General features: G+C 69.7%; 15 protein-coding genes. 12 read left to right on the top strand and 3 right to left on the bottom strand.

What is annotated here, in order from left to right; all coding sequences use genetic code 11:
* Positions 1-34: 34 nt before the first annotated feature.
* Complete coding sequence (locus tag IO33_RS0126010) at positions 35-3,838, bottom strand: GH92 family glycosyl hydrolase (protein WP_245235891.1); 3,804 nt, start codon at positions 3,836-3,838, stop codon at positions 35-37.
* A 381-nt stretch (positions 3,839-4,219) separates the two neighbouring features.
* On the opposite strand from IO33_RS0126010, the gene ngcE reads away from it, so the two are divergent.
* From ngcE to IO33_RS0126060, 10 genes are all read left to right on the top strand, one after another.
* On the top strand, positions 4,220-5,665 hold the full coding sequence (gene ngcE, locus IO33_RS0126015) for an N-acetylglucosamine/diacetylchitobiose ABC transporter substrate-binding protein (protein ID WP_031169185.1): 1,446 nt from the start codon (positions 4,220-4,222) through the stop codon (positions 5,663-5,665).
* A 30-nt stretch (positions 5,666-5,695) separates the two neighbouring features.
* Positions 5,696-6,622: a carbohydrate ABC transporter permease gene (locus tag IO33_RS0126020; protein WP_031169187.1), complete on the top strand. Its 927-nt coding sequence runs from the start codon at positions 5,696-5,698 to the stop codon at positions 6,620-6,622.
* 4 nt (positions 6,623-6,626) lie between these two features.
* Positions 6,627-7,550, top strand: a complete 924-nt coding sequence (locus tag IO33_RS0126025; protein ID WP_031169189.1) for a carbohydrate ABC transporter permease — start codon at positions 6,627-6,629, stop codon at positions 7,548-7,550.
* 226 nt (positions 7,551-7,776) lie between these two features.
* Complete coding sequence (locus IO33_RS0126030; protein ID WP_031169191.1) at positions 7,777-8,988, top strand: ROK family transcriptional regulator; 1,212 nt, start codon at positions 7,777-7,779, stop codon at positions 8,986-8,988.
* Between the two features lie 134 nt (positions 8,989-9,122).
* Entirely contained in the window at positions 9,123-10,220 is a 1,098-nt protein-coding gene (locus tag IO33_RS0126035; RefSeq protein WP_031169193.1) for a sugar ABC transporter substrate-binding protein, read from the top strand.
* Positions 10,221-10,401: 181 nt separating this feature from the next.
* Positions 10,402-11,193 (top strand): ATP-binding cassette domain-containing protein, encoded by a 792-nt coding sequence (locus tag IO33_RS0126040; protein ID WP_031169194.1) that lies wholly within the window; start codon positions 10,402-10,404, stop codon positions 11,191-11,193.
* Positions 11,190-12,482, top strand: coding sequence for a sugar ABC transporter permease (locus IO33_RS0126045; RefSeq protein WP_031169196.1), 1,293 nt, complete (start codon positions 11,190-11,192; stop codon positions 12,480-12,482). Before IO33_RS0126040 ends, IO33_RS0126045 begins: the two co-directional genes overlap by 4 nt.
* A 129-nt stretch (positions 12,483-12,611) precedes the next feature.
* Positions 12,612-14,540 (top strand): 1-deoxy-D-xylulose-5-phosphate synthase, encoded by a 1,929-nt coding sequence (gene dxs / locus IO33_RS0126050; RefSeq protein WP_031169198.1) that lies wholly within the window; start codon positions 12,612-12,614, stop codon positions 14,538-14,540.
* Between the two features lie 151 nt (positions 14,541-14,691).
* Positions 14,692-16,191 carry an amino acid permease gene (locus IO33_RS0126055; protein ID WP_031169200.1) on the top strand — a complete coding sequence of 500 codons (1,500 nt, stop codon included), beginning with the start codon at positions 14,692-14,694 and terminating at the stop codon, positions 16,189-16,191.
* A 73-nt stretch (positions 16,192-16,264) separates the two neighbouring features.
* Positions 16,265-17,725: an ArnT family glycosyltransferase gene (locus tag IO33_RS0126060; RefSeq protein ID WP_031169202.1), complete on the top strand. Its 1,461-nt coding sequence runs from the start codon at positions 16,265-16,267 to the stop codon at positions 17,723-17,725.
* Between the two features lie 180 nt (positions 17,726-17,905).
* Here IO33_RS0126060 and IO33_RS0126065 read toward each other — a convergent pair whose 3' ends face one another.
* Positions 17,906-18,331 carry a PIN domain-containing protein gene (locus IO33_RS0126065; protein ID WP_078963899.1) on the bottom strand — a complete coding sequence of 142 codons (426 nt, stop codon included), beginning with the start codon at positions 18,329-18,331 and terminating at the stop codon, positions 17,906-17,908.
* Positions 18,332-18,369: 38 nt separating this feature from the next.
* Positions 18,370-19,344, bottom strand: a complete 975-nt coding sequence (locus IO33_RS0126070; RefSeq protein ID WP_037685969.1) for a hypothetical protein — start codon at positions 19,342-19,344, stop codon at positions 18,370-18,372.
* A gap of 20 nt (positions 19,345-19,364) precedes the next feature.
* Here IO33_RS0126070 and IO33_RS0126075 point away from each other — a divergent pair, with 20 nt between their 5' ends.
* Both IO33_RS0126075 and IO33_RS0126080 read left to right on the top strand, forming a co-directional pair.
* Positions 19,365-20,582, top strand: a complete 1,218-nt coding sequence (locus IO33_RS0126075; protein ID WP_245235892.1) for a CapA family protein — start codon at positions 19,365-19,367, stop codon at positions 20,580-20,582.
* Positions 20,583-20,836: 254 nt separating this feature from the next.
* Positions 20,837-23,245: a HAMP domain-containing protein gene (locus IO33_RS0126080; RefSeq protein WP_063765785.1), complete on the top strand. Its 2,409-nt coding sequence runs from the start codon at positions 20,837-20,839 to the stop codon at positions 23,243-23,245.
* Positions 23,246-23,247: the final 2 nt, after the last annotated feature.

A 23,247-nucleotide genomic window follows, 5' to 3' on the forward strand; every position in this document is an offset into this window, starting at 1 on the left:
GGACGGCCGCTCACTTCCGTGTGCCAGGCGCCCGTCAGGCCAGCAGCTCCACCTCCGCCAGCGTCGCCGCGCGGTCCAGGACGAGCCGGTACTTCGGGTACCTGCCCGGCGTGGCGACGGTGAACGCCCGGGTCTGACGGTCCCAGGCGAACCGTTCGCCCGAGCGGTGGTCCAGGGTCCGCCAGGTGGTGCCGTCCGTGGAGCCCTGGAGGGTCCAGCCGGTCGGCGCCCTGGTGTGGTCGGCCGACGACGTCAGGGTGTACTGGACGGGCTGGACGGCTTTGCCCACCGGCAGGTTCACCGAGGTGACCGTCGCCTCCGTCGCCGACGTGTCGTCGAAGAGCGGCCCGTCGCCCCTGAGGACGTCCGCCCGGGGAGCCGGCACCTTGTCGTCCTGGGTGATCGAGACCGGGGCGGCGTTCTTGCCCGTGCCCCACGTCGAGGGCTTGGCGCCCATGAAGAACTCCAGCTCTCCGCCCTTGGACAGCAGCGAGTGCGGGAGCGACGTGGACGTCCACGGACGGCCGTCGAAGGTCACGCCCTGGACGTAGACGTTCTTCGCGCTGTTCCCCGCTGCCTTGACGACCAGGTCGCGGCCGTTCTCCAGATGGACGGTGACCTTCTTGAACAGCGGGGAGCCGATGGAGTACTCGCCGCTGCCCATCACCAGCGGGTAGAAGCCGAGCGCGGAGAAGAGGTACCAGCCCGACTGCTCGCCGTTGTCCTCGTCGCCGTGGTAGCCCTGCCCGATCTCGCTGCCCGTGTACAGCCGGGACAGCGCCTCACGGACGTACGCCTGCGCCTTCCAGGGCTCGCCGGCCGCGTCGTACATGTAGATGACGTGGTGCGCGACCTGGTTGGAGTGGCCGTACATGCCCATCCGGACGTCCCGGGCCTCGGTCATCTCGTGGATGACACCGCCGTAGGAGCCGACGTAGTCCGGCGAGGCCGTCTCCGGTGTCGCGAAGTACTCGTCCAGCTTGTCCGCCAGGCCCTGCCGGCCGCCGTACAGGTTGGCCAGGCCCCGGCTGTCCTGCGGAGCGGTGAAGGCGTAGCCCCAGCCGTTGGTCTCCGTGTAGTCGTAGCCCCACACCCGCGGGTCGTACGCCGAGGAGGCCAGCCGCCAGTCGCCCTTGGCGTCGCGGCCCTGGAAGAAGCCCGCCCTGGAGTCGAACAGGTTCACGTAGTCCCGGGCGCGGTTGAGGAAGTACGCCGACTCCTCCGCGTAGTGCTTCTCGCCCGTCTTCCGGTACAGGGCCTCGCCCATCTTCGCGATGCCGTAGTCGTTGACATAGCCCTCCATCGCCCAGGACAGTCCCTCGCCGGTCGCGGTGCTGGTGTAGCCGAGGAACGGCGAGGTGCTCATGCCCTTGCGGCCCACGCCCGACGTCGGCGGGACGACGGTCGCGTTCTTCAGGGCCGCGTCGTAGGCCGCCTTCGCGTCGAACTGCACGCCCTTCACATACGCGTCGGCGAAGGCCACGTCCGAGGAGGTGCCGGTCATCAGGTCGGCGTACCCGGGGGAGGACCAGCGCGAGGTCCAGCCGCCGTCCTTGTACTGCTGCACGAACCCGTCGACCATCTCGCCCGCCTGGGAGGGGGTCAGGAACGAGTACGCCGGCCAGGTGGTGCGGTAGGTGTCCCAGAAGCCGTTGTTGACGTACACCTTGCCGTCGACGATCTTCGCGCCGGTGCGGGTCGGGGTGTCCTGGCTCTGCATCGGGGAGAAGGGCGAGGCGTACCGGTAGGTGTCCGCGACCTTCTCGAAGCCGGAGTTCGGGTACAGGTACAGCCGGTACATGCTGGAGTACAGCGTGGTCAGCTGGTCCGGGGTCGCGCCCTCCACCTCGACCTTGCCGAGCAGCGTGTCCCAGGCGCGCTGCGCCCGCGCCTTCACCGTGTCGAAGGAGGTGCCGTCCGGGATCTCCTGGCGCAGGTTCTCCTTCGCCTGGTCGACGCTGATCAGCGAGGTCGCCAGGCGCAGGGTGACGGTGCGGTCCGCGCCCGCGGCGAAGCGGAGATAGCCCTTCACCCCGCTCGATCCGCCGGCGGTGACCGGCTTGTCGAAGGTGCCGTACACGAACAGCCGGGTGGCCCCGGTGGACAGGCCCGACTTCACGTCCGAGTAACCGGTGACGATCCCGTGCCCCTTGTCCAGGGTCAGCCCCGCCTGCTCGGTGACGTTGTCGAACAGGACGCTCGCGTCGTCGCCGGGGTAGGTGAAGCGCAGCACCGCCGCATGGTCGGTCGGGGTCATCTCGGCCCTGAGACCGTTTTCGAAACGCACCCCGTAGTAGTACGGCCGGGCCGTCTCGTTCTCGTGCCGGAACGGCAGCTCACGCGCCGTCCGGCCGGTGTCCGGGGTGCCGGCGGCGGCCGACGGCATCACCTGGAAGGTCTGCCGGTCACCCATCCACGGGCTCGGCTCATGGCTCGCGCTGAACGCCTGTATCGTCGGCAGGTTGTCATCGTTGTTCGCACGTGCGTACTCGTACAGCCAGCTCAGCGAGGACGCGTTGGTCACCGGCGTCCAGAAGTTGAAGCCATGCGGCAGGGCCGTCGCCGGGAAGTTGTTGCCGCGCGAGAAGCTGCCGCTGGAGTTGGTGCCGCGCGTGGTCAGCGCGTAGTCCGACAGATGTGCCCTGGGCTTCTCGGGTGCCACGGGCTTGATAGCCACGTCGTCGATCCAGCCCCGGAACTTCGCCGGGCCGTCGGGGGAGTCGTACGCCACCAGGATCCGGTCGACCGTCTTCCCGGCCGCCACCGAGCCGATCCCCGAGACCACGTTGTTCCACTGGTTGACGTACAGCGACTTCGACGTGCCCTGTCCGCGCGGCGAGAGCGGGAACCCGTGCTGGTCCAGCGCGCCCAGGTCACTCAGATAGGTGCCGTCCGTGAAGGCCAGGTCGAGGGAGACGTCGGTGGCGTCGTAGTCCCGGTCGCCATCGGCCATCGACGGGAAGATGCGGTACGACAGCCGGGTGTCGCCGGCGACCTTCACGTTCACGTCGAAGACCTTGTTGAACGAGTAGGCCCGGCCGGCCGCCGTGTGCCGTCCGGCGTAGCGCAGGGCCCTCTTTCCGGTGAACCCGGCCCGCGCCTTGGCCGTCGGCGAGCCGGTCGGGCCCTTGTCGACCAGGGTGAGCATGTCCTGGGGTACCGGGCCGCCCCCGCCGCCGGTGGAGAACTGGACGTCGGCGAGCTGCAGGATGTCCGGGGCGCCGTTGTTCTTCGTGACCTCCAGCCGGAAGTGCTGGTACTCGGCCGGCTGGTCCAGGTCGTACGACCTGGTCTGGAACCGCTCGGAGAAGGCCTGGCCCGAGCGGGTGTCGACCGTCTTCCAGGCCTTGCCGTCGGCCGAGCCGAGCAGCGTCCAGTCCTTCGGGTCGCGCTGGGCGTAGTCGTTGGCCGAGGTGAGCGCGTACGTCAGCAGCCTGACCGGCTTGTCCAGGTCGAACTCGACCCAGCCGGTGGGTTCGAAGGTCAGCCACTTGGTGCCGGGCTCGCCGTCGACCAGGTTCTCCTTCACCTCGCCGGCCCCCGAGTTCTCGCCGCTCGCCCGGACGTCGGTGACATGGTCGGTGACGTTGCCCGGGATCCCGGTGCTGTAGCCACCGTCCACGCCGGAGGCGCGCTTGGTGCCGTCCGGCCCGGTGTCCACGGTGTTCAGCCAGTCCGGCGCGGGATCGCCCGTCTCGAACGAGGATGCGAACTCCCGGTCGGCGACCCGAGCCTTGGCGGGCAGGGCGACCGCCGCGCCCTGAGCGCCGACGGCCATGACAAAGGCGGCCGTGAGGACGACCGCCGGGCCCCATCTGTGCCGAGTTCTCCGCTGCATCTACGGATTCCCCTCCTGCACCCCCTACAGACAACGTTGTCAACTTCGGGGCGCAGGAACCAGTAGGGCGTCAAGTGGCCCGTGATGTCAAGGGTGTTGGGTGTGGCATTCAGGGACTTATGTCGCCACTTTTTCCGCCTGGCCGCACACGGGCCGCTCATATTTCCGCGAGGTCTCAACTCGGAAAAGACCCAGGGCGAACCCTGCATTCGATCTTGCTCAGCCGACCGAAAGTGGACTATACCTGTCGGCGTTTCCCGCACGATCCTGCACGACTCTGCATGACCCAGCACGACTCTGCACGACCCAGCACTACCCGACCGCGGTGCCGGGGAGGATCCGGTTCACCGCCTGAGTCCTGGAGAAGGCGAGGACTTGAGCATGGGATCCACCTCGAACCACGGTGCCGAAGGCGTCGGCCGTCGCGATCTGATCAAGCGGTCCGCCGCGCTCGGCCTGGTCGCGGCCCCGGGCATGGGCCTGCTGTCCGCCTGTGCGAGCAGCGGCGGAGGCGGCCAGAAGAAGGACAAGGCGGGGAAGAAGACCGCCAAGAACCCGCTCGGCGTCAACGACACCGCCAAGATGGAGTTCGTTCTCTTCGACGGCGGCTTCGGCAAGGAATACGCCCAGGACGCGGTGAAGATCTACGAGAAGGACTTCCCCAAGGCCACGGTGAAGTTCTCCGCCACCCAGAAGATCCAGTCGACCCTGCAGCCGCGCTTCAACCAGGGCAACCCGCCGGACCTCATCGACAACTCCGGCGCCGAGCAGATGGACATGGGCGTGCTCGTCGGCAAGAACCAGCTGGCCGACCTGACCCCGCTGCTGGACGCCCCGTCGTACGACGACCCGGGCAAGAAGGTCCGCGACACGCTGCGCCCCGGCATCGTGGAGATGGGCCAGTTCGACGGCAAGCCGGTCTGGATCCTCTACTACGCCTACACGGTGTACGGCGTCTGGTACTCGCAGAAGGCCCTGGACTCGCTCGACGAGAAGTACCCCGAGACCTGGGACGAGATGCTCAAGGTCTGCGAGAAGGCCAAGAAGAAGGGCATTGCGGGCTGGACGTACGCGGGCAAGTACCCGTACTACGTCCCCTTCTCGCTCTACCCGATGATCGGCAAGGTCGGCGGGCGCGAGGTGCTCGACGCCATCGACAACCTGGAGCCGAACGCCTGGAAGCACCCGGCCGTCAAGGCCTGCTTCGAGGCGTACTACGAGCTGTACAAGAAGGGCTACATCCTCCGGGGCACCCCCGGCCTGGACCACATCCAGTCGCAGACCGCCTGGGCCAAGGGCAAGGCCCTGTTCATCCCGAACGGCTCCTGGGTGGAGAACGAGTCGGCCAACGTCATCCCGGCCGACTTCGACCTCGCGGTGTCCGCGCCCACCGGCATCGACTCCTCCGACAAGATGCCGTTCGGCACCATCTGGGCCTCCGGCGGCGAGCCCTTCATCGTGCCGGCCAAGGCCGCGAACGCCGAGGGCGGCATGGAGCAGCTGCGCATCATGCTCTCCGAGGCGTCCTCGAAGAACTTCACCGCCAAGGTGAAGTCGCTGACCGCGTACAACGGCGGCACCACCGGCATCACCCTCACCCCGGGCCTGAAGTCGGGTGTGGCGGCGCTCAAGCTGGCCGGATCCAACGTGGTGAATCCGCGGCTGCAGGACTGGTACGTGCAGCTGCAGAAGGAGAAGATCGGTGTCGCCGGGCTCGGCGAGATGATGGCCGGCCGGCTCACCCCCGCCGAGACCATCAAGAAGATCCAGGGATTCGCCGACGAGGCGGCCAAGGACACCTCCATCAAGCACTACAAGCACCAGTAACCAGCACCCTCTCAACGCACCGGAGTGGCGATGCAGCACGGCAAGTACCGGTTCATCGTGGGGTTTCTGGTTCTGCCCCTGGGACTGTACGCGCTCTTCGTGGTGTGGCCGTTCATCCAGTCCATCTACTACTCGTTCACGGACTGGACCGGCCTGAGCCCCGATTTCAAGATGGTCGGCCTCGACAACTACAAGAGGATGCTCGACGACGACGTCTTCTGGAAGTCGTTGCAGCACAGTCTGCTGTTCGCCCTGGTGCTCCCGCTGGTGACGATCGGTCTGGCGCTGTTCTTCGCCTTCATGATCAATGTCGGCGGACGCCGCAGAAGGGGCGGCCCCGTGATCTCCGGGGTCCGGGGCTCCTCCTTCTACAAGATCGTCTATTTCTTCCCGCAGGTCCTGTCCATCGCGATCGTCTCGCTGCTGTTCGCCTTCGCCTACAACCCGGACAGCGGTGCGATCAACTCGGTCCTGCGGGGTATCGGCCTCGACCACGTCCAGCCCCTGTGGCTGGGCGACCCGAGCCTCGCGCTGTGGTGCGTCATGGCGGTCCTGGTGTGGTCCACGGTCGGCTTCTTCGTGGTGCTGTTCTCGGCGGGCATGGCCTCCATCCCGGCCGAGCTGTACGAGGCGGCGCTGCTCGACGGCGCCAGCCGCTTCAGCACCTTCTTCCGCATCACCCTGCCGCTGCTGTGGGACACCGTGCAGTCCGGCTGGGTCTACATGGGCATCCTCGCGCTCGGTGCCGAGTCGTTCGCGGTCGTACAGATCATGACGACCGGACCGGGCGGGCCCGACTACTCGACCACGGTGATGGTCCTGTACGTGTATCAGAAGGCGTTCCGGGACGGTCAGGCCGCCTACGCCACCACCATCGGCGTCGCCCTCCTCCTGGTCACGCTCGCCTTCGCGGCGATCGTGATGCGGCTGGGCCGTCGCGAGCGGCTGGAGTTCTGAAGCGATGAAGACGACCGAGACCCCCGCCCCGCTGCCGGCCGAGTCCGGCGCCACCGTCTCCAAGGCCGAGACACCGGCCCCGAGGCCCGCCCGGCCGAAGAAGGAGGGCGGTGTCCTCAACGTCTTCTCCCACGGCGTGCTGGTCATCTGGGCGATCATGGTGGTCACGCCGTTGCTGTGGGCGGTGATGACGTCCTTCAAGGACGACAGCTCGATCTTCGGCTCGCCCTGGTCGCTGCCGCACACGCTGCACTTCGACAACTGGTCGCGGGCCTGGACCCAGGCCAACATGAGCGACTACTTCCTCAACACCGTCCTGGTGGTCGGGGGCTCGCTCATCGGCACCCTGGTCCTCGGCTCCATGGCGGCCTACGTCCTCGCCCGCTTCGACTTCCCGGGCAACCGCTTCATCTACTACCTGTTCATCGGAGGCATGAGCTTCCCGATCATGCTCGCGCTGGTGCCGCTGTTCTACGTCGTGAACAACATGGGACTGCTGAACACCATCCACGGCCTGATCCTGGTCTACATCGCGTACTCGCTGCCGTTCACGGTCTTCTTCCTCACGGCCTTCTTCCGCACCCTGCCCACCTCGGTCGCGGAGGCGGCCTTCGTGGACGGCGCTTCGCACACCCGTACGTTCTTCCAGATCATGCTGCCCATGGCCAAGCCCGGCCTGATCAGCGTCGGCATCTTCAACTTCCTGGGCCAGTGGAACCAGTACATGCTGCCCACGGTCCTGAACACCGACCCCGACAAACGGGTCCTCACCCAGGGCCTGGTCCAGCTGGCCGTCAGCCAGGGGTACAAGGGGGACTGGTCCGGCCTCTTCGCCGGCCTGGTGATGGCCATGCTGCCGGTCCTCGGGGCCTACATCGTCTTCCAGCGCCAGGTCGTCCAGGGCCTGACCGCAGGGGCGCTGAAATAGCGCCGCGCACCCGGCGGGGTGACGCCCCGCGTCCGTCCGTACGCACGCCGTCCCCCTCGCCGGGGGTGGCGTGCGTGCCGTTTTCGACGGTGTACGTACCGTTTTCGGGGTACCCGGAAACGGTTCAACCTCTTGACGTAAGCAACCCCGAACGGCTCAGCTTAGAGTTCACTAGTTGGACATACGCGGGGCCTCGCCGAAGCGGCCCCGCGCTCAGGAGGTCGTCGTGGAGACTCCAGGGTCGCAGTCGTCGCTGCACCGAGCCAACCTGGAGCGGGTTGTACGGGCCGTGCGCCTGGCCGGGTCCCTCACGCAGGCGGAGATCGCGCGGACGACCGGCCTGTCCGCCGCGACGGTCTCCAACATCGTGCGGGAGCTGAAGGACGGCGGGACCGTCGAGGTCACGCCCACATCGGCGGGCGGGCGCCGGGCCCGCAGCGTCAGCCTCAGCGGAGACGCCGGGATCGTGATCGGCGTCGACTTCGGGCACACCCATCTGCGCGTCGCGATCGGCAACCTCGCCCACCAGGTGCTGGCCGAGGAGGCCGAGCCGCTGGACGTCGACGCCTCCGCCGCGCAGGGCTTCGACCGGGCGGAGGAACTGGTCAACCGCCTGATCGCGGCAACGGGCGTGAACCGGTCCAAGGTGGCCGGCGTGGGCCTTGGCGTGCCGGGACCGATCGACGTGGAGTCGGGGACGCTGGGGTCCACCGCGATCCTGCCCGGCTGGGGCGGCACCAAGCCCGCCGAGGAGCTGCGCGAGCGGCTCGGCGTGCCCGTGCACGTGGACAACGACGCCAACCTCGGTGCCCTCGGCGAGCTGGTCTGGGGCAGCGGGAAGGGCGTCCGGGACCTCGCGTACATCAAGGTCGCCAGCGGCGTCGGCGCCGGTCTGGTGATCGACGGGAAGATCTATCGAGGCCCGGGTGGCACAGCCGGGGAAATCGGACATATTACACTCGACGAATCCGGCCCGGTCTGCCGTTGCGGGAACCGCGGCTGCCTGGAGACCTTCGCGGCCGCGCGCTATGTGCTCCCGCTGCTCCAGCCCAGTCACGGCCCCGATCTGACGATGGAGGGTGTCGTGCGGCTGGCCAGGGACGGTGACCCGGGCTGCCGTCGGGTGATCGCCGACGTCGGCCGCCACATCGGCAGTGGAGTGGCCAACCTCTGCAATCTTCTGAACCCGAGCCGGGTGGTCCTGGGCGGTGATCTCGCCGAGGCCGGTGAGCTGGTGCTCGGGCCGATCAGGGAGTCCGTCGGCCGCTACGCCATCCCCAGTGCGGCGCGTCAACTGTCCGTTCTCCCGGGAGCACTTGGGGGTCGTGCCGAGGTGCTCGGAGCGCTCGCCCTCGCCCTCAGCGAGATGGGCGATTCGACGCTTTTGGACGGGTCTGCGTCCGGTGCGCTGCCCGCAGTGGCCCCCGCCTTCACTTAGAGAACGGATGGCACCGTTGCCATCTCGTTAAGGATTTACTTCTTGACGTCGCACGTGTGGCCGAGTTGACTTCCAGCCACCTCGGCCGCAACGACGCGGCCTCGTCAGGGAGGTTTCTAGAAGTGAACACGCGTATGCGTCGTGCGGCCTTCGCCGTTGCTGCTGGTGCCATGGCCGTCTCGCTCGCCGCTTGTGGCAGCGCCAAGGAGTCCGGTGGGGGCTCCAAGTCCTCCAGCCCCAAGAAGGGCGACGCCATCAAGGTCGGCCTGCTCCTGCCGGAGAACCAGACCGCCCGTTACGAGAAGTTCGACCGCCCCTTGATCGAGAAGAAGGTCAAGGAGCTCACCAACGGCAAGGGCGAGGTCGTCTACGCCAACGCCAAGCAGGACGCGACCACGCAGAACCAGCAGGTCGACAGCATGGTCACCAACAAGGTGGACGTGCTGATCGTCGACGCGGTGGACGCCGCGGCCATCAAGAACTCGGTGCAGAAGGCCAAGGACGCCGGCATCCCGGTCGTCGCCTACGACCGCCTGGCGCAGGGCCCGATCGACGCGTACACCTCGTTCGACAACGAGACGGTCGGCAAGACCCAGGGCGAGGCCCTGCTGAAGGCCCTGGGCTCCAAGGCCAAGTCCGGCAAGATCGTCATGATGAACGGTTCCTCCACCGACCCGAACGCCGCGCAGTTCAAGGCGGGTGCCCACAAGGTGCTCGACGGCAAGGTGAACGTCGGCAAGGAGTACGACACCAAGGAGTGGAAGCCGGAGAACGCCAACTCCAACATGGACGGCGCCATCTCCGCTCTGGGCAAGAAGAACATCATCGGCGTCTACTCCGCCAACGACGGCATGGCCGGCGGTATCATCACCGCCCTCAAGGCCGCCGGTATCTCGAACATCCCGGTCACCGGCCAGGACGCGGAGCTCGCGGGTGTCCAGCGCATCGTCGCCGGTGAGCAGTACATGAGCGTCTACAAGCCGTACGCTCCCGAGGCCGCCGCCGCCGCCGAGATGGCCGTGGACCTCGCCCAGGGCAAGTCCCTCGACGCCGTCGCCAAGGACAAGGTCGACAGCCCGACCACCAAGCAGGTCCCCTCGGTCCTGGTGCCGGTCACCGCGCTGACCAAGGACAACATCAAGGACACCGTCATCAAGGACGGCGTCTACACGGTCGCCGACATCTGCACCTCGCAGTACAAGGCGGCCTGCGACAAGATCGGCCTGAAGTAAGCAGCCGCAGTGCCTTTCCACCCGAGGGAATCCACTCTTGAATTCCCTCAGCGGGAAAAGGCCTCCACAGCTCCGCCGGCGTCCCGTGTATCAGACAGCCCCGCAAGCTCGTTGCGGGACGCCGGACGGAACACCCCCCAAACTTCTGCACAACCTCCCGCCGGGTCAGGCGGCGAAGGAGATGGTTCACGTGTCCGCTACGCCCGTGCTGGCGTTGCGCGGGGTCTCCAAGCGGTTCGGTGCCGTTCAGGCGCTCACCGACGTAGAGCTTGAGGTCCACGCCGGTGAGGTGGTCGCCCTGGTCGGCGACAACGGCGCCGGAAAGTCCACGCTGGTCAAGACGATCGCCGGCGTGCACCCCATCGATGAGGGCGTCATCGAATGGGAAGGCAAGGCCGTCCAGGTCAACAAGCCGCACGACGCCCAGAACCTGGGCATCGCGACGGTGTACCAGGACCTCGCGCTCTGCGACAACATCGACGTCGTCGGCAACCTCTACCTCGGCCGGGAGATCCGCCGCCGTGGGGTGCTGGACGAGGTGGAGATGGAGCGCCGCTCCCGCGAGCTGCTCACCACGCTGTCGATCCGCATCCCGAGCGTCCGCATCCCGATCGCCTCGCTCTCCGGCGGTCAGCGCCAGACCGTGGCCATCGCCCGCTCCATGCTCGGTGAGCCCAAGCTGGTCATCCTCGACGAGCCCACCGCCGCCCTCGGTGTCGAGCAGACCGCGCAGGTCCTCGACCTGGTGGAACGGCTGCGGGAGCGTGGTCACGCCGTGATCCTCATCAGCCACAACATGGCCGATGTGAAGGCCGTCGCCGACAAGGTGGCCGTCCTGCGTCTGGGTCGCAACAACGGCGTCTTCGAGGTCAAGTCGACCTCGCAGGAAGAGATCATCTCCGCCATCACCGGCGCCACGGACAACGCCGTGACCCGTCGTGCGGCGCGCTCCAATGGGGAGATCAAGAAGTGAGCATCGACAAGACCTCCACGCCCCCCGAGGACCACGTGGTGGAGAACCCCGAGGCGGCACGCGGCTCCGACGTCGCGGTCGACCCCCGCCTGCTGGTGCGCGAACAGGGCCTCGCGGGCTACGTCACCGAGTTCAAGCGGAAGATGAAGGCCGGTGACCTCGGCTCCCTCCCGGTCGTCATCGGTCTGGCGGTCATCTGGATCATCTTCCAGAGCCTGAACTCCAACTTCCTCACCGCGGGCAACCTCTCCGACATCTCCGTCGCCATGGTCGGCACGGGCATGATCGCCGTCGGTATCGTGTTCGTCCTGCTGCTCGGCGAGATCGACCTGTCCGTCGGTTCGCTCTCCGGCGTCGCGGGTGCCACCTTCGCGGTGCTCAACATCACCCACGGCATGAACGAGGTCCTGGCCCTCGTGCTGTCCATCCTCACCGGAACGGTCGCGGGCGCGCTGCAGGGCTTCTTCTTCGCGAAGATCGGCGTACCCGCCTTCGCGGTCACGCTGGCCGGTCTGCTGTTCTGGAACGGCCTCATGCTCAAGATCCTGGGCGACAACGGCACGATCAACCTGAACGACAACGGCCTGGTAGCCAAGCTGACCAGCTACTACTTCTCCGACGTGGCCGCCGCCTACGGCCTGGCCGCCGCGGTGACGGTGCTGTTCTTCGTCAGCTCCTACCTCGGCAACAAGCGCCGGGAGGCCGCCGGCGTGCCGTCCCGCCCGCTGAGCGAGACCATCCTGCGCACCGCCCTGCTGGGGATCGTCGCCTTCGCCGCCGCGGTCGTCTTCAACCAGTACAAGGGCCTGCCGCTGGCCGTGGTGGTCTTCATCGCCGTGCTGTTCATCACCGACTTCGTGCTGCGGCGCACCGGGTACGGCCGCAAGATCTTCGCGCTCGGCGGCAGCGTCGAGGCCTCCCGCCGTGCCGGTATCAACGTCGACATGATCCGCATCTCGGTGTTCGCCATCTCCGGTACCTTCGCGGCGATCGGCGGTCTGTTCATCGCCTCCAAGATCGCGTCCGCCAACCAGGGCGCCGGCGGCGGCGACCTGCTGATGAACGCGATCGCGGCGGCCGTGATCGGCGGTACGTCCCTCTTCGGCGGCCGAGGCCGCACGTGGAACGCGCTCCTCGGCGTACTGGTCATCGTCTCGATCCAGTACGGCCTCGCCCTGCAGGGCATCGCCTCGCCGGTGCAGTACATGATCACCGGTGGTGTTCTGCTCGCCACAGTCGTCATCGACGCGGTGACCCGCAAGACCCAGAAGACCGCTGGTCGCGCGTAGCGCCCCCAGCCGTACGGCAGCGCCCGGTGCCCGAAAGGGGCCGGGCGCTGTCGTGTCGTGCAAAGCATGAACATTAGACTCGGGCGAGCCCGGCGAAAGCTCGATCAGCTCTACTGCAAGGAGGCACGGGTGCCGCTGCTGACCCGCATCAGGGGACCGCGCGATCTGGACCGGCTCAGCCTGGAGGAGCTGGACCAGCTGGCAGAGGAGATCCGGACCTTCCTCGTCCAGGAGGTCTCCAAGACCGGCGGGCACCTGGGCCCCAACCTCGGTGTGGTGGAACTGACCATCGCCCTGCACCGTGTCTTCGAGTCCCCGAAGGACAAGGTCCTGTGGGACACCGGCCACCAGTCCTATGTGCACAAGCTGCTCACCGGCCGGCAGGACTTCTCCCGGCTGAAGATGAAGGGCGGCCTGTCCGGCTACCCCTCGCAGGCCGAGTCCGAGCACGACGTCATCGAGAACAGCCACGCGTCGACCGTGCTGGGCTGGGCCGACGGCATCGCCAAGGCCAACCAGCTGAAGAAGCGGGACAGCCATGTCGTCGCCGTCATCGGTGACGGCGCGCTGACCGGCGGTATGGCCTGGGAGGCGCTGAACAACATCGCCGAGGCCAAGGACCGCCCGCTCGTCATCGTCGTCAACGACAACGAGCGCTCCTACGCCCCGACCATCGGAGGTCTCGCCAACCACCTGGCGACCCTGCGCACGACCGACGGCTACGAGCGCTTCCTCGCCCGGACCAAGGAGATCCTCGACCGCACCCCGGTCGTCGGCAAGCCGCTGTACGAGACGCTGCACGGCGCCAAGAAGGGCCTGAAGGACTTCATCGCCCCGCAGGGCATGTTCGAGGACCTGGGCCTGAAGTACGTCGGCCCGATCGACGGGCACGACATCGAGGCCCTGGAGTCCGCGCTGGCGCGGGCCAAGCGGTTCGGCGGTCCGGTCATCGTGCACTGCCTCACCGAGAAGGGGCGCGGCTACCAGCCGGCCCTGCAGGACGAGGCCGACCGCTTCCACGCCGTCGGCAAGATCCACCCGGACACCGGTCTGCCGATCGCCAGCTCCGGCGCCGACTGGACCTCCGTGTTCGGCGACGAGATGGTCAGGCTGGGCGAGGAGCGGGAGGACATCGTCGCCATCACCGCGGCCATGCTCCAGCCCGTCGGCCTGGACCGGTTCGCCAAGCGGTTCCCCGACCGGGTGTACGACGTCGGCATCGCCGAGCAGCACGCCGCCGTGTCGGCCGCCGGCCTCGCGCACGGCGGGGTGCACCCCGTCTTCGCCGTGTACGCCACCTTCCTCAACCGCGCCTTCGACCAGGTCCTGATGGACGTGGCCCTGCACCGGTGCGGGGTGACCTTCGTGCTCGACCGGGCCGGTGTCACCGGCACCGACGGCGCCTCGCACAACGGCATGTGGGACATGTCGATCCTGCAGGTCGTGCCGGGCCTGAGGCTCGCCGCGCCGCGCGACGCCGAGCAGGTGCGGGCGCAGCTGCGGGAGGCCGTCGAGGTGACGGACGCGCCGACCGTCGTCCGCTTCTCCAAGGGCGCCGTCGGTCCCGCCGTCCCCGCCGTCGGACGCGTCGGCGGGATGGACGTGCTGCGCGAGCCCGGCACCGACCGGCCGGACGTGCTGCTGGTCTCCGTGGGCGCCCTCGCGCCGATGTGCCTGGAGATCGCCGGCCTGCTCGACAAGCAGGGCATCTCCACCACCGTCGTCGACCCGCGTTGGGTCAAGCCCGTGGACGAGGCCATGGCCCCGCTGGCCGAGCGGCACCGGGTCGTCGTCACCGTCGAGGACAACAGCCGCGCCGGCGGTGTCGGCTCCGCCGTCGCCCAGGCCCTGCGCGACGCGGGCGTGGACGTGCCGCTGCGTGACTTCGGCATCCCGCCGCGCTTCCTGGACCACGCCTCCCGCGGCGAGGTCCTCGCCGAGATCGGCCTGACCGCCCCGGACATCGCCCGCCAGGTCACCGGCCTGGTCGCCAAGCTGGACGGCCGGTTCGACCGTACGCCCGCCGGGGTGGACTCGGTGGAGCCCGCCCGCGACTGACCCGAAACGCGCCCCACGGGCCGGTTCCGCCACTCCTTGCGGTGGCGGAACCGGCCCGTTTGCGTGAACCTGCCTGTGCCGGGGCATACGCACCCCGACCCTCTCGATCATGTCGGGCCCCGGCGAGGTCCCCAAGCGTGGGAGGCAGAACGTGAGCAGCGCGCTGTTCAGGACGAAGAACGTCGAGCAGTCCATCCGGGACACCGAGGAACCCGAGCATTCGCTCAAGAAGTCCCTCTCCGCGCTCGACCTGACCGTCTTCGGCGTCGGTGTCATCATCGGCACCGGCATCTTCGTCCTCACCGGGCAGGTCGCCAAGAACAACGCCGGTCCGGCGGTGTCCCTGGCCTTCGTGGTGGCCGGCGTGGTGTGCGCGCTCGCCGCCCTCTGCTACGCCGAGTTCGCCTCCACGGTCCCCGTGGCCGGCTCGGCGTACACGTTCAGCTACTCCTCCCTGGGCGAGCTGCCCGCCTGGATCATCGGCTGGGACCTGGTCCTGGAGTTCGCGCTCGGCACGGCGGTGGTGGCGGTCGGCTGGGCCGGCTACATCCGCTCGCTGCTGGACAACGCCGGCTGGCATCTGCCCGGCTACCTGGCCGGCCGGGACAACGCCTCCGGCTTCGGCTTCGACATCCTCGCCGCCGCCCTGGTGCTGGTGCTCACCGGCATCCTCGTCCTCGGCATGAAGCTGTCGGCCCGGATCACCTCGATCGTCGTCGCCATCAAGGTGGCCGTGGTACTCATCGTGATCATCGCCGGCGCCTTCTTCATCAAGGGCGCCAACTACACGCCGTTCATCCCGCACCCGCAGCCGGTGCCGGCCGGCGGCAACCTCAAGGCGCCGCTCATCCAGCTGATGTTCGGCTGGGCGCCCGCCAACTTCGGCGTGATGGGCATCTTCACGGCCGCCTCGGTGGTGTTCTTCGCGTTCATCGGCTTCGACATCGTGGCCACGGCCGCCGAGGAGACCCGCAACCCGCAGCGGGACATGCCGCGCGGCATCCTCGGTTCGCTGCTCATCTGCACCGTGCTGTACGTGGCCGTGTCCATCGTCGTCACCGGCATGGAGAAGTACTCCCACCTGTCCGTGGAGGCCCCGCTCGCCGACGCCTTCAAGGCCGTCGGACATCCCTGGTACGCCGGTGTCATCAGCTTCGGCGCCGCCGTCGGCCTGACCACGGTGTGCATGATCCTGCTGCTCGGCCAGACCAGGGTGTTCTTCGCGATGAGCCGCGACGGGCTGCTGCCCCGGTTCTTCTCCCGGGTCCACCCGCGCTTCAAGACCCCGCACCGGCCCACCATCCTGCTCGGTGTGGTCATCGCGGTCGTCGCCGGTTTCACCAGCCTGAGCGAGCTGGCCGAACTGGTGAACATCGGCACCCTCTTCGCGTTCGTCGTCGTCGCGATCAGCGTGATCATCCTGCGCCGGACCCGCCCGGACCTGCCGCGCGCCTTCCGCACCCCCTGGGTCCCGTTCGTCCCGATCGTGTCCGTGTGCGCCACGTTGTGGCTGATGCTCAACCTGCCCGCCGAGACCTGGATCCGGTTCGCGGTCTGGATGGTCATCGGCTTCGTCGTCTACTTCCTCTACGGCCGCACCCACAGCCGGCTGGCCCTGCGGGAGAAGGCCGCCGAGCAGACCACTCCGTAACCGCTTCCCTCGCCTTTCCGGCCCCGTATGTCCCGCTTCGGCCGGGACGGCGGGGCCGGATAGCGTGCTGCCCATGCTCGCCGCCCCGCTCGTCCCCCGACGGACCGCAGGCACGAGGACCGTCACCCGGACGGCGTACTGGACGCGGCTCGTACCGCTCCTCGCGGCGCTGGCCTGTGTCACCCGGCTGCCGTCCTTCCGCCGGCCCCTGTGGAACCCGGACGAGGGCTACCTCGCCGTACAGGCGCGGCTGCTGGCCCAGGGCGGGCAGCTGTACGACACCGTCGTCGACCGCAAGCCGCCGCTCGTGCCCTGGCTGTACGAGGCGGCGTTCGCGGTGTGCGGGTCCGGCTCCCTGACCCCGCTGCGGGTGCTGGCGGTCCTCGCCCAGCTGCTCACCGCCGCGACGGTGGCCTCGCTCGCCCGGCGCCGCTGGGGCGACGGTGCGGGCCGCACCGCCGGGGTGCTGTACCTGCTGGTCTCGGTCGGGCTCAACCCCGAGGACGCGCAGGCCGTCGGCTTCGAGATCTTCATACTGCCCGGCACGGCCGCCGCCCTGTGGTGCGCCGACCGCGGGCGCTGGGGCGCGGCCGGGGCCGCCGTCGCCGCCGCGTTCCTCACCAAGCAGACCGGGGGCGCGGTGCTGCTGCCGGTGGCCTGGCTGCTGCACCGCGGGGGTGCCCCGCGCGCGGGCGCGCTGCGGCTCGCGGCCGGCTGCGCGCTGCCGGTGCTGGGAGCCGCGCTGCTGACGGACCCGGCCCGGTTCCTGTTCTGGACGGTGACCGGTTCCGTCGCCTACGCCTCCTTCGCCGGCTCCGAGTTCCACGTCCTCGCGCGCGCCCTGGCCAACACCGCGCTCCTGGCGACGGCCTCGGCCGGTCTGCTCCCGCCGGTCGCACGGGCCCTGCGGACCGTCCGTACCGCGGCGCTGGACCTGTGGCTGTGGCTGGCCTCCTCGGCGGCCGCGGTGACCGCCGGCCTCCACTTCTTCGGCCACTACTACCTGCAACTCACCCCGCCCCTCGTCCTGGTGGCCACCTCCGCCCTGCACGTACTGCCGCCGGAACGGAGCCTGGCCGCCCTGCGCACCTCCGCCGGTGTCTGCGCCCTCTTCCTCGCCTGGGGCCTGTGCGCCCCGCGCCCCGAACTCGCCCATGCCCAGCGGCTCGCGGCCGTCCTCGAACAGCGCACCGCCGCCGCCGACCGCGTCCTGGTCTGGGGCATGCACCCGGAGACGTACTGGCTGGCCGGCCGCACCCCCGCCACCCGCTACCTCACCGCCGGCCTGCTCACCAACTACAGCGGCGGCCGGGACGGGTCCGAGGTCGGCGAGAAGTACGCCGTGGCGGGTGCCTGGCCGGTCTTCCGGCGGGAGCTGGACGCCCAGGCCCCGGCCCTGGTGGTCGACGACTCCCGGGGCGAGCCGTACGCCCCCGACCGGGTCCCGGCCCTGCGCCGGCTGCTGGCCGCGCGCTACGAGGAGGCGGGCACCGTGGACGGGGCGGTCCTGTACACCCGGGTGCCGGGGGAGTGAACCGCACGGGGGCGGGAAGCGCTCGGGCCGGTGCCGGTGCCGGTGCCGGTGCCGGGGCCGGGGCGGGGCGGGGCCGGGCCGGGCGGGGCGCTGACGGTGCCGGGGAGGGGCGGGGGCGCTGACGGTGCGGGGAAGGAGCGGGGCGCTCAGCCCGGGACGGTGCGGGCAGGGGCGGGGCGCTCAGCTCAGGACCGTGCGGGGGCCGGTGACCTCGGCGCCGTGTTCCCGGACCCGGCGGCGCAGCGCACGGTCGGCGGTGACGACCAGGCAGGGGCGCCCGCCGGCCGCCGCCGCGAGGTCCACGATGCGGTCGTCACCACTGCCGGGGGCCTCCTCGACGCGCACCCCGGGCACCGGGGTCACGCCCCGGGCGGCACCCTCCACCACCAGGACCAGCTCCACGGGGCCGGGCAGACCGGCCACGCCGGACCGTGCGAAGGGCGCCAGCCGGTCGCGCAGACGCTCGGCGGCGGCGCGGCGGTCGCGCCACCAGCCGTCGGGCACCGATCCGACGACATTCGCACCGTCGACGATGAGCAGGGGCAGCGGCTCGCCCCTCCCGTCCGTTCCGTCCGGCTCGCTTGACCTGTCCGAGGTGTCCGTCATGTCGGTAACAGCCTTGTTGTGTCGGATGCGGGGCGGGCTCAGTGTGTCACGGGCCTGCTCGCCCACCGGCGTGTGATCTCCGTGACCGCGTCGGCCGCCCGGTCGGCGGGCCGTCCGCCCGCGCGCACCGTGGGGGAGAACTCGACGTGCAGGAACGGCACATGGTCGTCGTCGGCCACCCGGCCCTGCATATTGGTCCGGCCCTCCAGCGGGCAGGACCGCACCCAGGCCCGGCACACCCGGAAGCCGTGGCCGCGCAGGTCGTCGGCGAGGTCGCGGCCGTCCTGCCTGCCCGCCGACCCGGCGCCGGTGGAGGTGATCACGTCGTACTCGGGCGCGGCGGAGGCGGCGAAGCCGTGCAGCTGGATCCCGGGCATCCCGCGGCGGGCCAGTTCGGCGCAGATGGCGTGGAAAACGGTGTCCAGGCGGTGCGCCACGTCCGCGGAGTTACCGGCTCCTGCTTTGCGATGTGCACCTGCGATGATCAGGACCCCGCCGGGTGAGCCGCGCAGCACCCGTACTCCCAGCTGCTCGGTGCCCAGGTCGAAGCCCGGGTGCGGGACCTGGACCGACCAGCTCGGGTGATGGTCCAGATCGAGGTAGACCCGACCCCAGCCGCGCGGTGTCACGGCGGAGTCGGTGCGGTCGGCCACCTCGGTGTAGCGATGCCCCGAGGGCCGGTCGAAAACCGTGCGCACGGTGAAGTCGCGTTGCGAAAGCTGCTGTTCCGCTTGTTTGCGATGGCCGTCGAGCAACAGACCGACGGCCGTGGCGATGTCCTCCCGGTCGGACCGCCCGGGGTGCAGATAGCCCCGGCCGGGGCCGAACCGGCCGGTGTAGTCCGCCACCTCGCGCGCCAGGTCGATCTGCTCGGCGCCCTTCGGGACGGGCCGGCCGGCCTGGCCGGCACCGTCGTCCGTGTCGCGGAGCAGGGCGACGAGACCCCCGGCGAGACCAGCGGTGACGAGCAGAATTATTGCGATCGTTATGACGCGTGAGCGATGGGCTCTCATGGTTGTATCAAGATATCTTGGTGAACAGACGCCGTAGCCGGACCCTGCTGTCCCTGCTGACCCCGCTCGCTCTCCTCGCCGCCACCTCCGGCTGTGGTCTCCTGTCGGACGACGCCGGTGCCCCCGGCGGCGGGCGCACCTTCACCGTCGCCGCCGCCGGGGACATCCTGATGCACCCCGAGCTGGTCGACCAGGCGCGCAAGGACGCCAAGCGCACCGGCAAGGGTGTGGACGGGCTGGACTTCGGGCCGATGATGGCCGGCATCAAGCCGCTGATCAGCAAGGCGGACCTGGCGATCTGCCACTTCGAACCGGTGATGGGCCCGGCGAAGGGCCCGTTCGAGGGCTTCCCGGACTTCCAGGTGCCGCCGCAGCAGGCGAAGGCGATCAAGGACATCGGCTACGACACCTGCTCCACCGCCTCCAACCACACCCTCGACCACGGCTACGAGGGCGTGAAGCGCACCCTGGACGCGCTGGACGCCGCCGGGCTGAAGCACACCGGCTCCTTCCGGACCCAGAAGGAGGCGCTCACCCCGCTGGTCATGAACGTCAAGGGCGTCAAGGTCGCGCAGATATCCTTCGCCTACGGCTTCAACGAGCCGCACACGCTGCCGAAGGACAAGCCCTGGCTGGCCAACGAGCAGGACCTGGGCCGGATCAAGGCCGCCGAGCAGCGGGCCCGCAAGGCCGGCGCCGACGTGGTGATCCTCTCCCTGCACTGGGGCCGCGAGCACCATCCGGAGCCGTCCGCCGGACAGATCTCCTTCGCCCGGAAGATCGCCCGGAACACCGGCATCAACCTGGTCATCGGCCACCACGCGCACGTCGTGGAGCCGATGGAGAAGGTCGACGGCACCTGGATCAGCTACGGCCTCGGCAACCAGATCGCCCGGCACGAGGTGCCCACGGGTCTGACCGAGGAGGGCGTGATCGCCTGGTTCACGTTCACCGAGCGCGGCAAGGGCCAGTGGGACGTCCAGCCGCGCTTCGAGCCGACGCTGCTGACGATCCCGCCGGACGCCGAGAACGTCCGGGACGGCGGCACCGCCGCCTACTCCGGCGACGACGTGCGGGACTACCGCCTGCTGGACGTGCCGGCCGCGCTGCGCGACGACCACGGCCTCACGGACGCCCAGAAGGCCCGGCTGCGGCTCGCCTTCGAGCGCACCGAGGGCACCCTGCTGAACCGTGGCGCGGGCGCGGACGGACTGAAGCCCCTGAACCCGCTGCCCTAGCAAGACGTGGACAGGACGTGAACAAGCCCCGAACGGGTTCCGAACCGGAAGTGCATATGTCCGTTCTTGACCTGCGGTTGCGCGATGTTGCCTAGATCACGTCCTACTTACTGCAACTTAACCCGTCCCTTACATGTCTGAGCTTTCCGGGCGCGGTCTTACATTCACGTGCCCGGACCGTATTTCCTGAGAGGACCCGTTCTGTGGCGTCATCGCCCCCGGCGCGGCAGCACCGAGCCCGCCGCCGAGCCGACATGTCGCTGATCGGAGGCATCCGCCCGCCGATCGCGGTTCTCTCGGCACTCCTGCTGACGCTCGCCACCCTCACCGCACTGGTGCTGGGCCGCGTCGACGACGCCGGAGTGCCGAAGGCGGTGCTGACGTCCCAGCAGCACTTCGCCGAGGACGGCGCGATCGCGCTGCGCGCCTCCATCGACGAGTCCGTCACCGACGTCACCCGCTCCGCCGCGCTGTTCAGCGCCGGGCAGCCGGTCTCCGGCGACGCGGTCCTCGACAAGCTCGGCAGCACCTACCAGAAGTGGATGGGTACCGCCGTCGTCGAGATCCGCTCCGGCAAGCTGGTCGCGGCCCGCGGTGAGACGGTGCCGCTGACCGACGTGGACCTCTCCAGCCTCAGCCGCGAGGACGGACTGGCCCCGCGCATGGTCCGGCTGAAGAACGGCGAGGTGCGGCTGCTCTCCTTCGGTCTGCTGACCTGGCCGGGCAAGTCGCAGCTGCTGTTGGTGGCCTCCAGGAACCTGAAGTTCCCCGGCATCAGCCTCGGCCAGTTCCGCTCCATCGCCGTGGTCGACGCGGGCGGCGCGATCCTGAGCAGCGACGGCATCGCCGACCCCGCGTCGGCGCGCAACAGCATCGACCGCAAGGACCTGCAGACCTCCCGCAAGCAGCTGAAGGACTTCGCCGAGCGGGCCTCCCACCGGGCGCAGCAGGACCCGCGCAGCAGCAAGGAACCCGGCAGCGGCGGCTACCAGGGCGTCAGCGGCAGCCTGCTCGGCGGCAAGCTGCTCGGCGACCGGTCCGTCGCCGGATACGCCACGCTCGCCGCGGCCCAGCCCGGCGAGGGCACCACCGCCTCCGGGCTCGGCCTGTCCGTGGTCGCCATGGTCAAGGTGACCGAGGAGTCTGCCCCGGCGGGCTCCCCGGTGTTCGGGGTGCTGGCGGCCGGCGCGCTGCTCGTCGTCGGCGCCCTGGCCGTGGCGGTGCTGCTGGGCACCGTCCAGCGCCCGCTCATCCGGCTGTTCCTGGAGTCCCGCAGGCTCACCCGCGGTGACCTGACCCGGCCGGTGACCGTCCCCGGCTACGGCGAGGCGCGCCGCATCGGCGGTGCCCTGGAACGGCTGCGCCGCCAGCTGCTCGGTGAGAGCGCCGAGGCCACCGGCTCGGCCGAACGCCCGCGCGGGCTGCGCCGGGTGGGCACCCCGGCCCTCCTCGCGGTCTGCGCGGTGCTGCTGCTGGCCTGGTCCGCGCCGCTGATGCTGCTGTTCAACCGCGCGGACAACACGGCCGACATCCCCCGGCAGCTCGTCAACGACCAGCGCGAACGCACCGACACGCTCAGCGACCGGGTGCGCCGCGCGCTGAACGAGGGCGACGCCGACCTGCAGTCCGTGGCCTCCCTGATCGGCGACAAGACCTCGCCGGAGGCCATGGAGACGGTGCTGGAGCACACCTACAACGAGAACAAGCGCTACCGCTCCCTGTACGTCGTCGACTCCCACGGTGAGGTCCAGGCCCGCGAGGGCAAGAGGCCCCAGGTGAACGAGTCCGACCGGAACTCCGGCAAGCCCATCCGGCTGCTGGGCCGCGGCAGCAAGGAGCCCGTGGTCGTCGCCGCCGCCGAGATACCCGGCCGCGGCGGATCCCAGCTGGTCGGCGAGTTCCGCGTCGAGTTCTTCAACGCGCTGCTGACCCGGCCGGGGCTCGGCGTGGTCCGGCTCGTGGACGACCAGAACAAGATCATCGCCGGCAACACCGGCTTCCTCGCCTTCCAGTCGCTGCCCGACGACCACCTGAAGGACCTCGTCGCGGCCAGCGCCCAGCAGCTGGGCAAGAAGCCGCAGCCGAGCGGCGTGCTCTACCGCGAGCACGGCGCGCGGATCGCCGCCGCCGCGCCGTTCTCCGGCAGCGGCTCGGCCGAGTCGCTGCACTGGAGCGTGGTCAGCTGGCAGCCCGTGGACCGGCTCGCCATCCCCGAGTACGACACCCAGAACCGCACCGTCCTCGCCGGTCTGCTCGGCGCCGCCGCGGCCGTCGCCTGCCTGGGCTGGATGCACATCGTCGTCGCCCGGCCGCTGAGCACCCTGGCCGACCGGGCCGAGGCGCTGGCCGGAGGCGACCGCAAGACCGTGCTCTTCCCGCAGCACCACGACGAGGTGGGCGCCGTCACCCGCTCGCTGGAACTCGTCCGGCAGCAACTGCAGGACCAGCGCCGGCAGCAGCCCCGCCGCACCCCGCCCCCGCCGGCCGCCCGGCAGCAGCCCGCGCCGCAGCAGTCCGAGCGGCGGCAGGACCCGCCCGAGCAGCCCACGTCCCGGCAGCACCTGCCCGAGCAGTACGGCCCGCGCGAGGACCCGCCCCATGCGGCCACGCCCCAGCCGTACCCGCCGCAGCAGTACCCGCCCCAGCAGTACACAAGGAACTGATC

The organism is Streptomyces durhamensis (assembly GCF_000725475.1).
Lineage (GTDB): Bacteria > Actinomycetota > Actinomycetes > Streptomycetales > Streptomycetaceae > Streptomyces > Streptomyces filipinensis.

Excerpts from the sequence above, each read along its gene's own strand:
- IO33_RS0126010 (WP_245235891.1), bottom strand. The coding sequence starts at position 3,838 with ATGCAGCGGAGAACTCGGCACAGATGGGGCCCGGCGGTCGTCCTCACG.
- ngcE (WP_031169185.1), top strand. The coding sequence starts at position 4,220 with ATGGGATCCACCTCGAACCACGGTGCCGAAGGCGTCGGCCGTCGCGAT.
- IO33_RS0126020 (WP_031169187.1), top strand. The coding sequence starts at position 5,696 with ATGCAGCACGGCAAGTACCGGTTCATCGTGGGGTTTCTGGTTCTGCCC.
- IO33_RS0126025 (WP_031169189.1), top strand. The coding sequence starts at position 6,627 with ATGAAGACGACCGAGACCCCCGCCCCGCTGCCGGCCGAGTCCGGCGCC.
- IO33_RS0126035 (WP_031169193.1), top strand. The coding sequence starts at position 9,123 with ATGCGTCGTGCGGCCTTCGCCGTTGCTGCTGGTGCCATGGCCGTCTCG.
- IO33_RS0126040 (WP_031169194.1), top strand. The coding sequence starts at position 10,402 with ATGGTTCACGTGTCCGCTACGCCCGTGCTGGCGTTGCGCGGGGTCTCC.
- IO33_RS0126060 (WP_031169202.1), top strand. The coding sequence starts at position 16,265 with ATGCTCGCCGCCCCGCTCGTCCCCCGACGGACCGCAGGCACGAGGACC.
- IO33_RS0126065 (WP_078963899.1), bottom strand. The coding sequence starts at position 18,331 with ATGACGGACACCTCGGACAGGTCAAGCGAGCCGGACGGAACGGACGGG.
- IO33_RS0126070 (WP_037685969.1), bottom strand. The coding sequence starts at position 19,344 with ATGAGAGCCCATCGCTCACGCGTCATAACGATCGCAATAATTCTGCTC.
- IO33_RS0126080 (WP_063765785.1), top strand. The coding sequence starts at position 20,837 with ATGTCGCTGATCGGAGGCATCCGCCCGCCGATCGCGGTTCTCTCGGCA.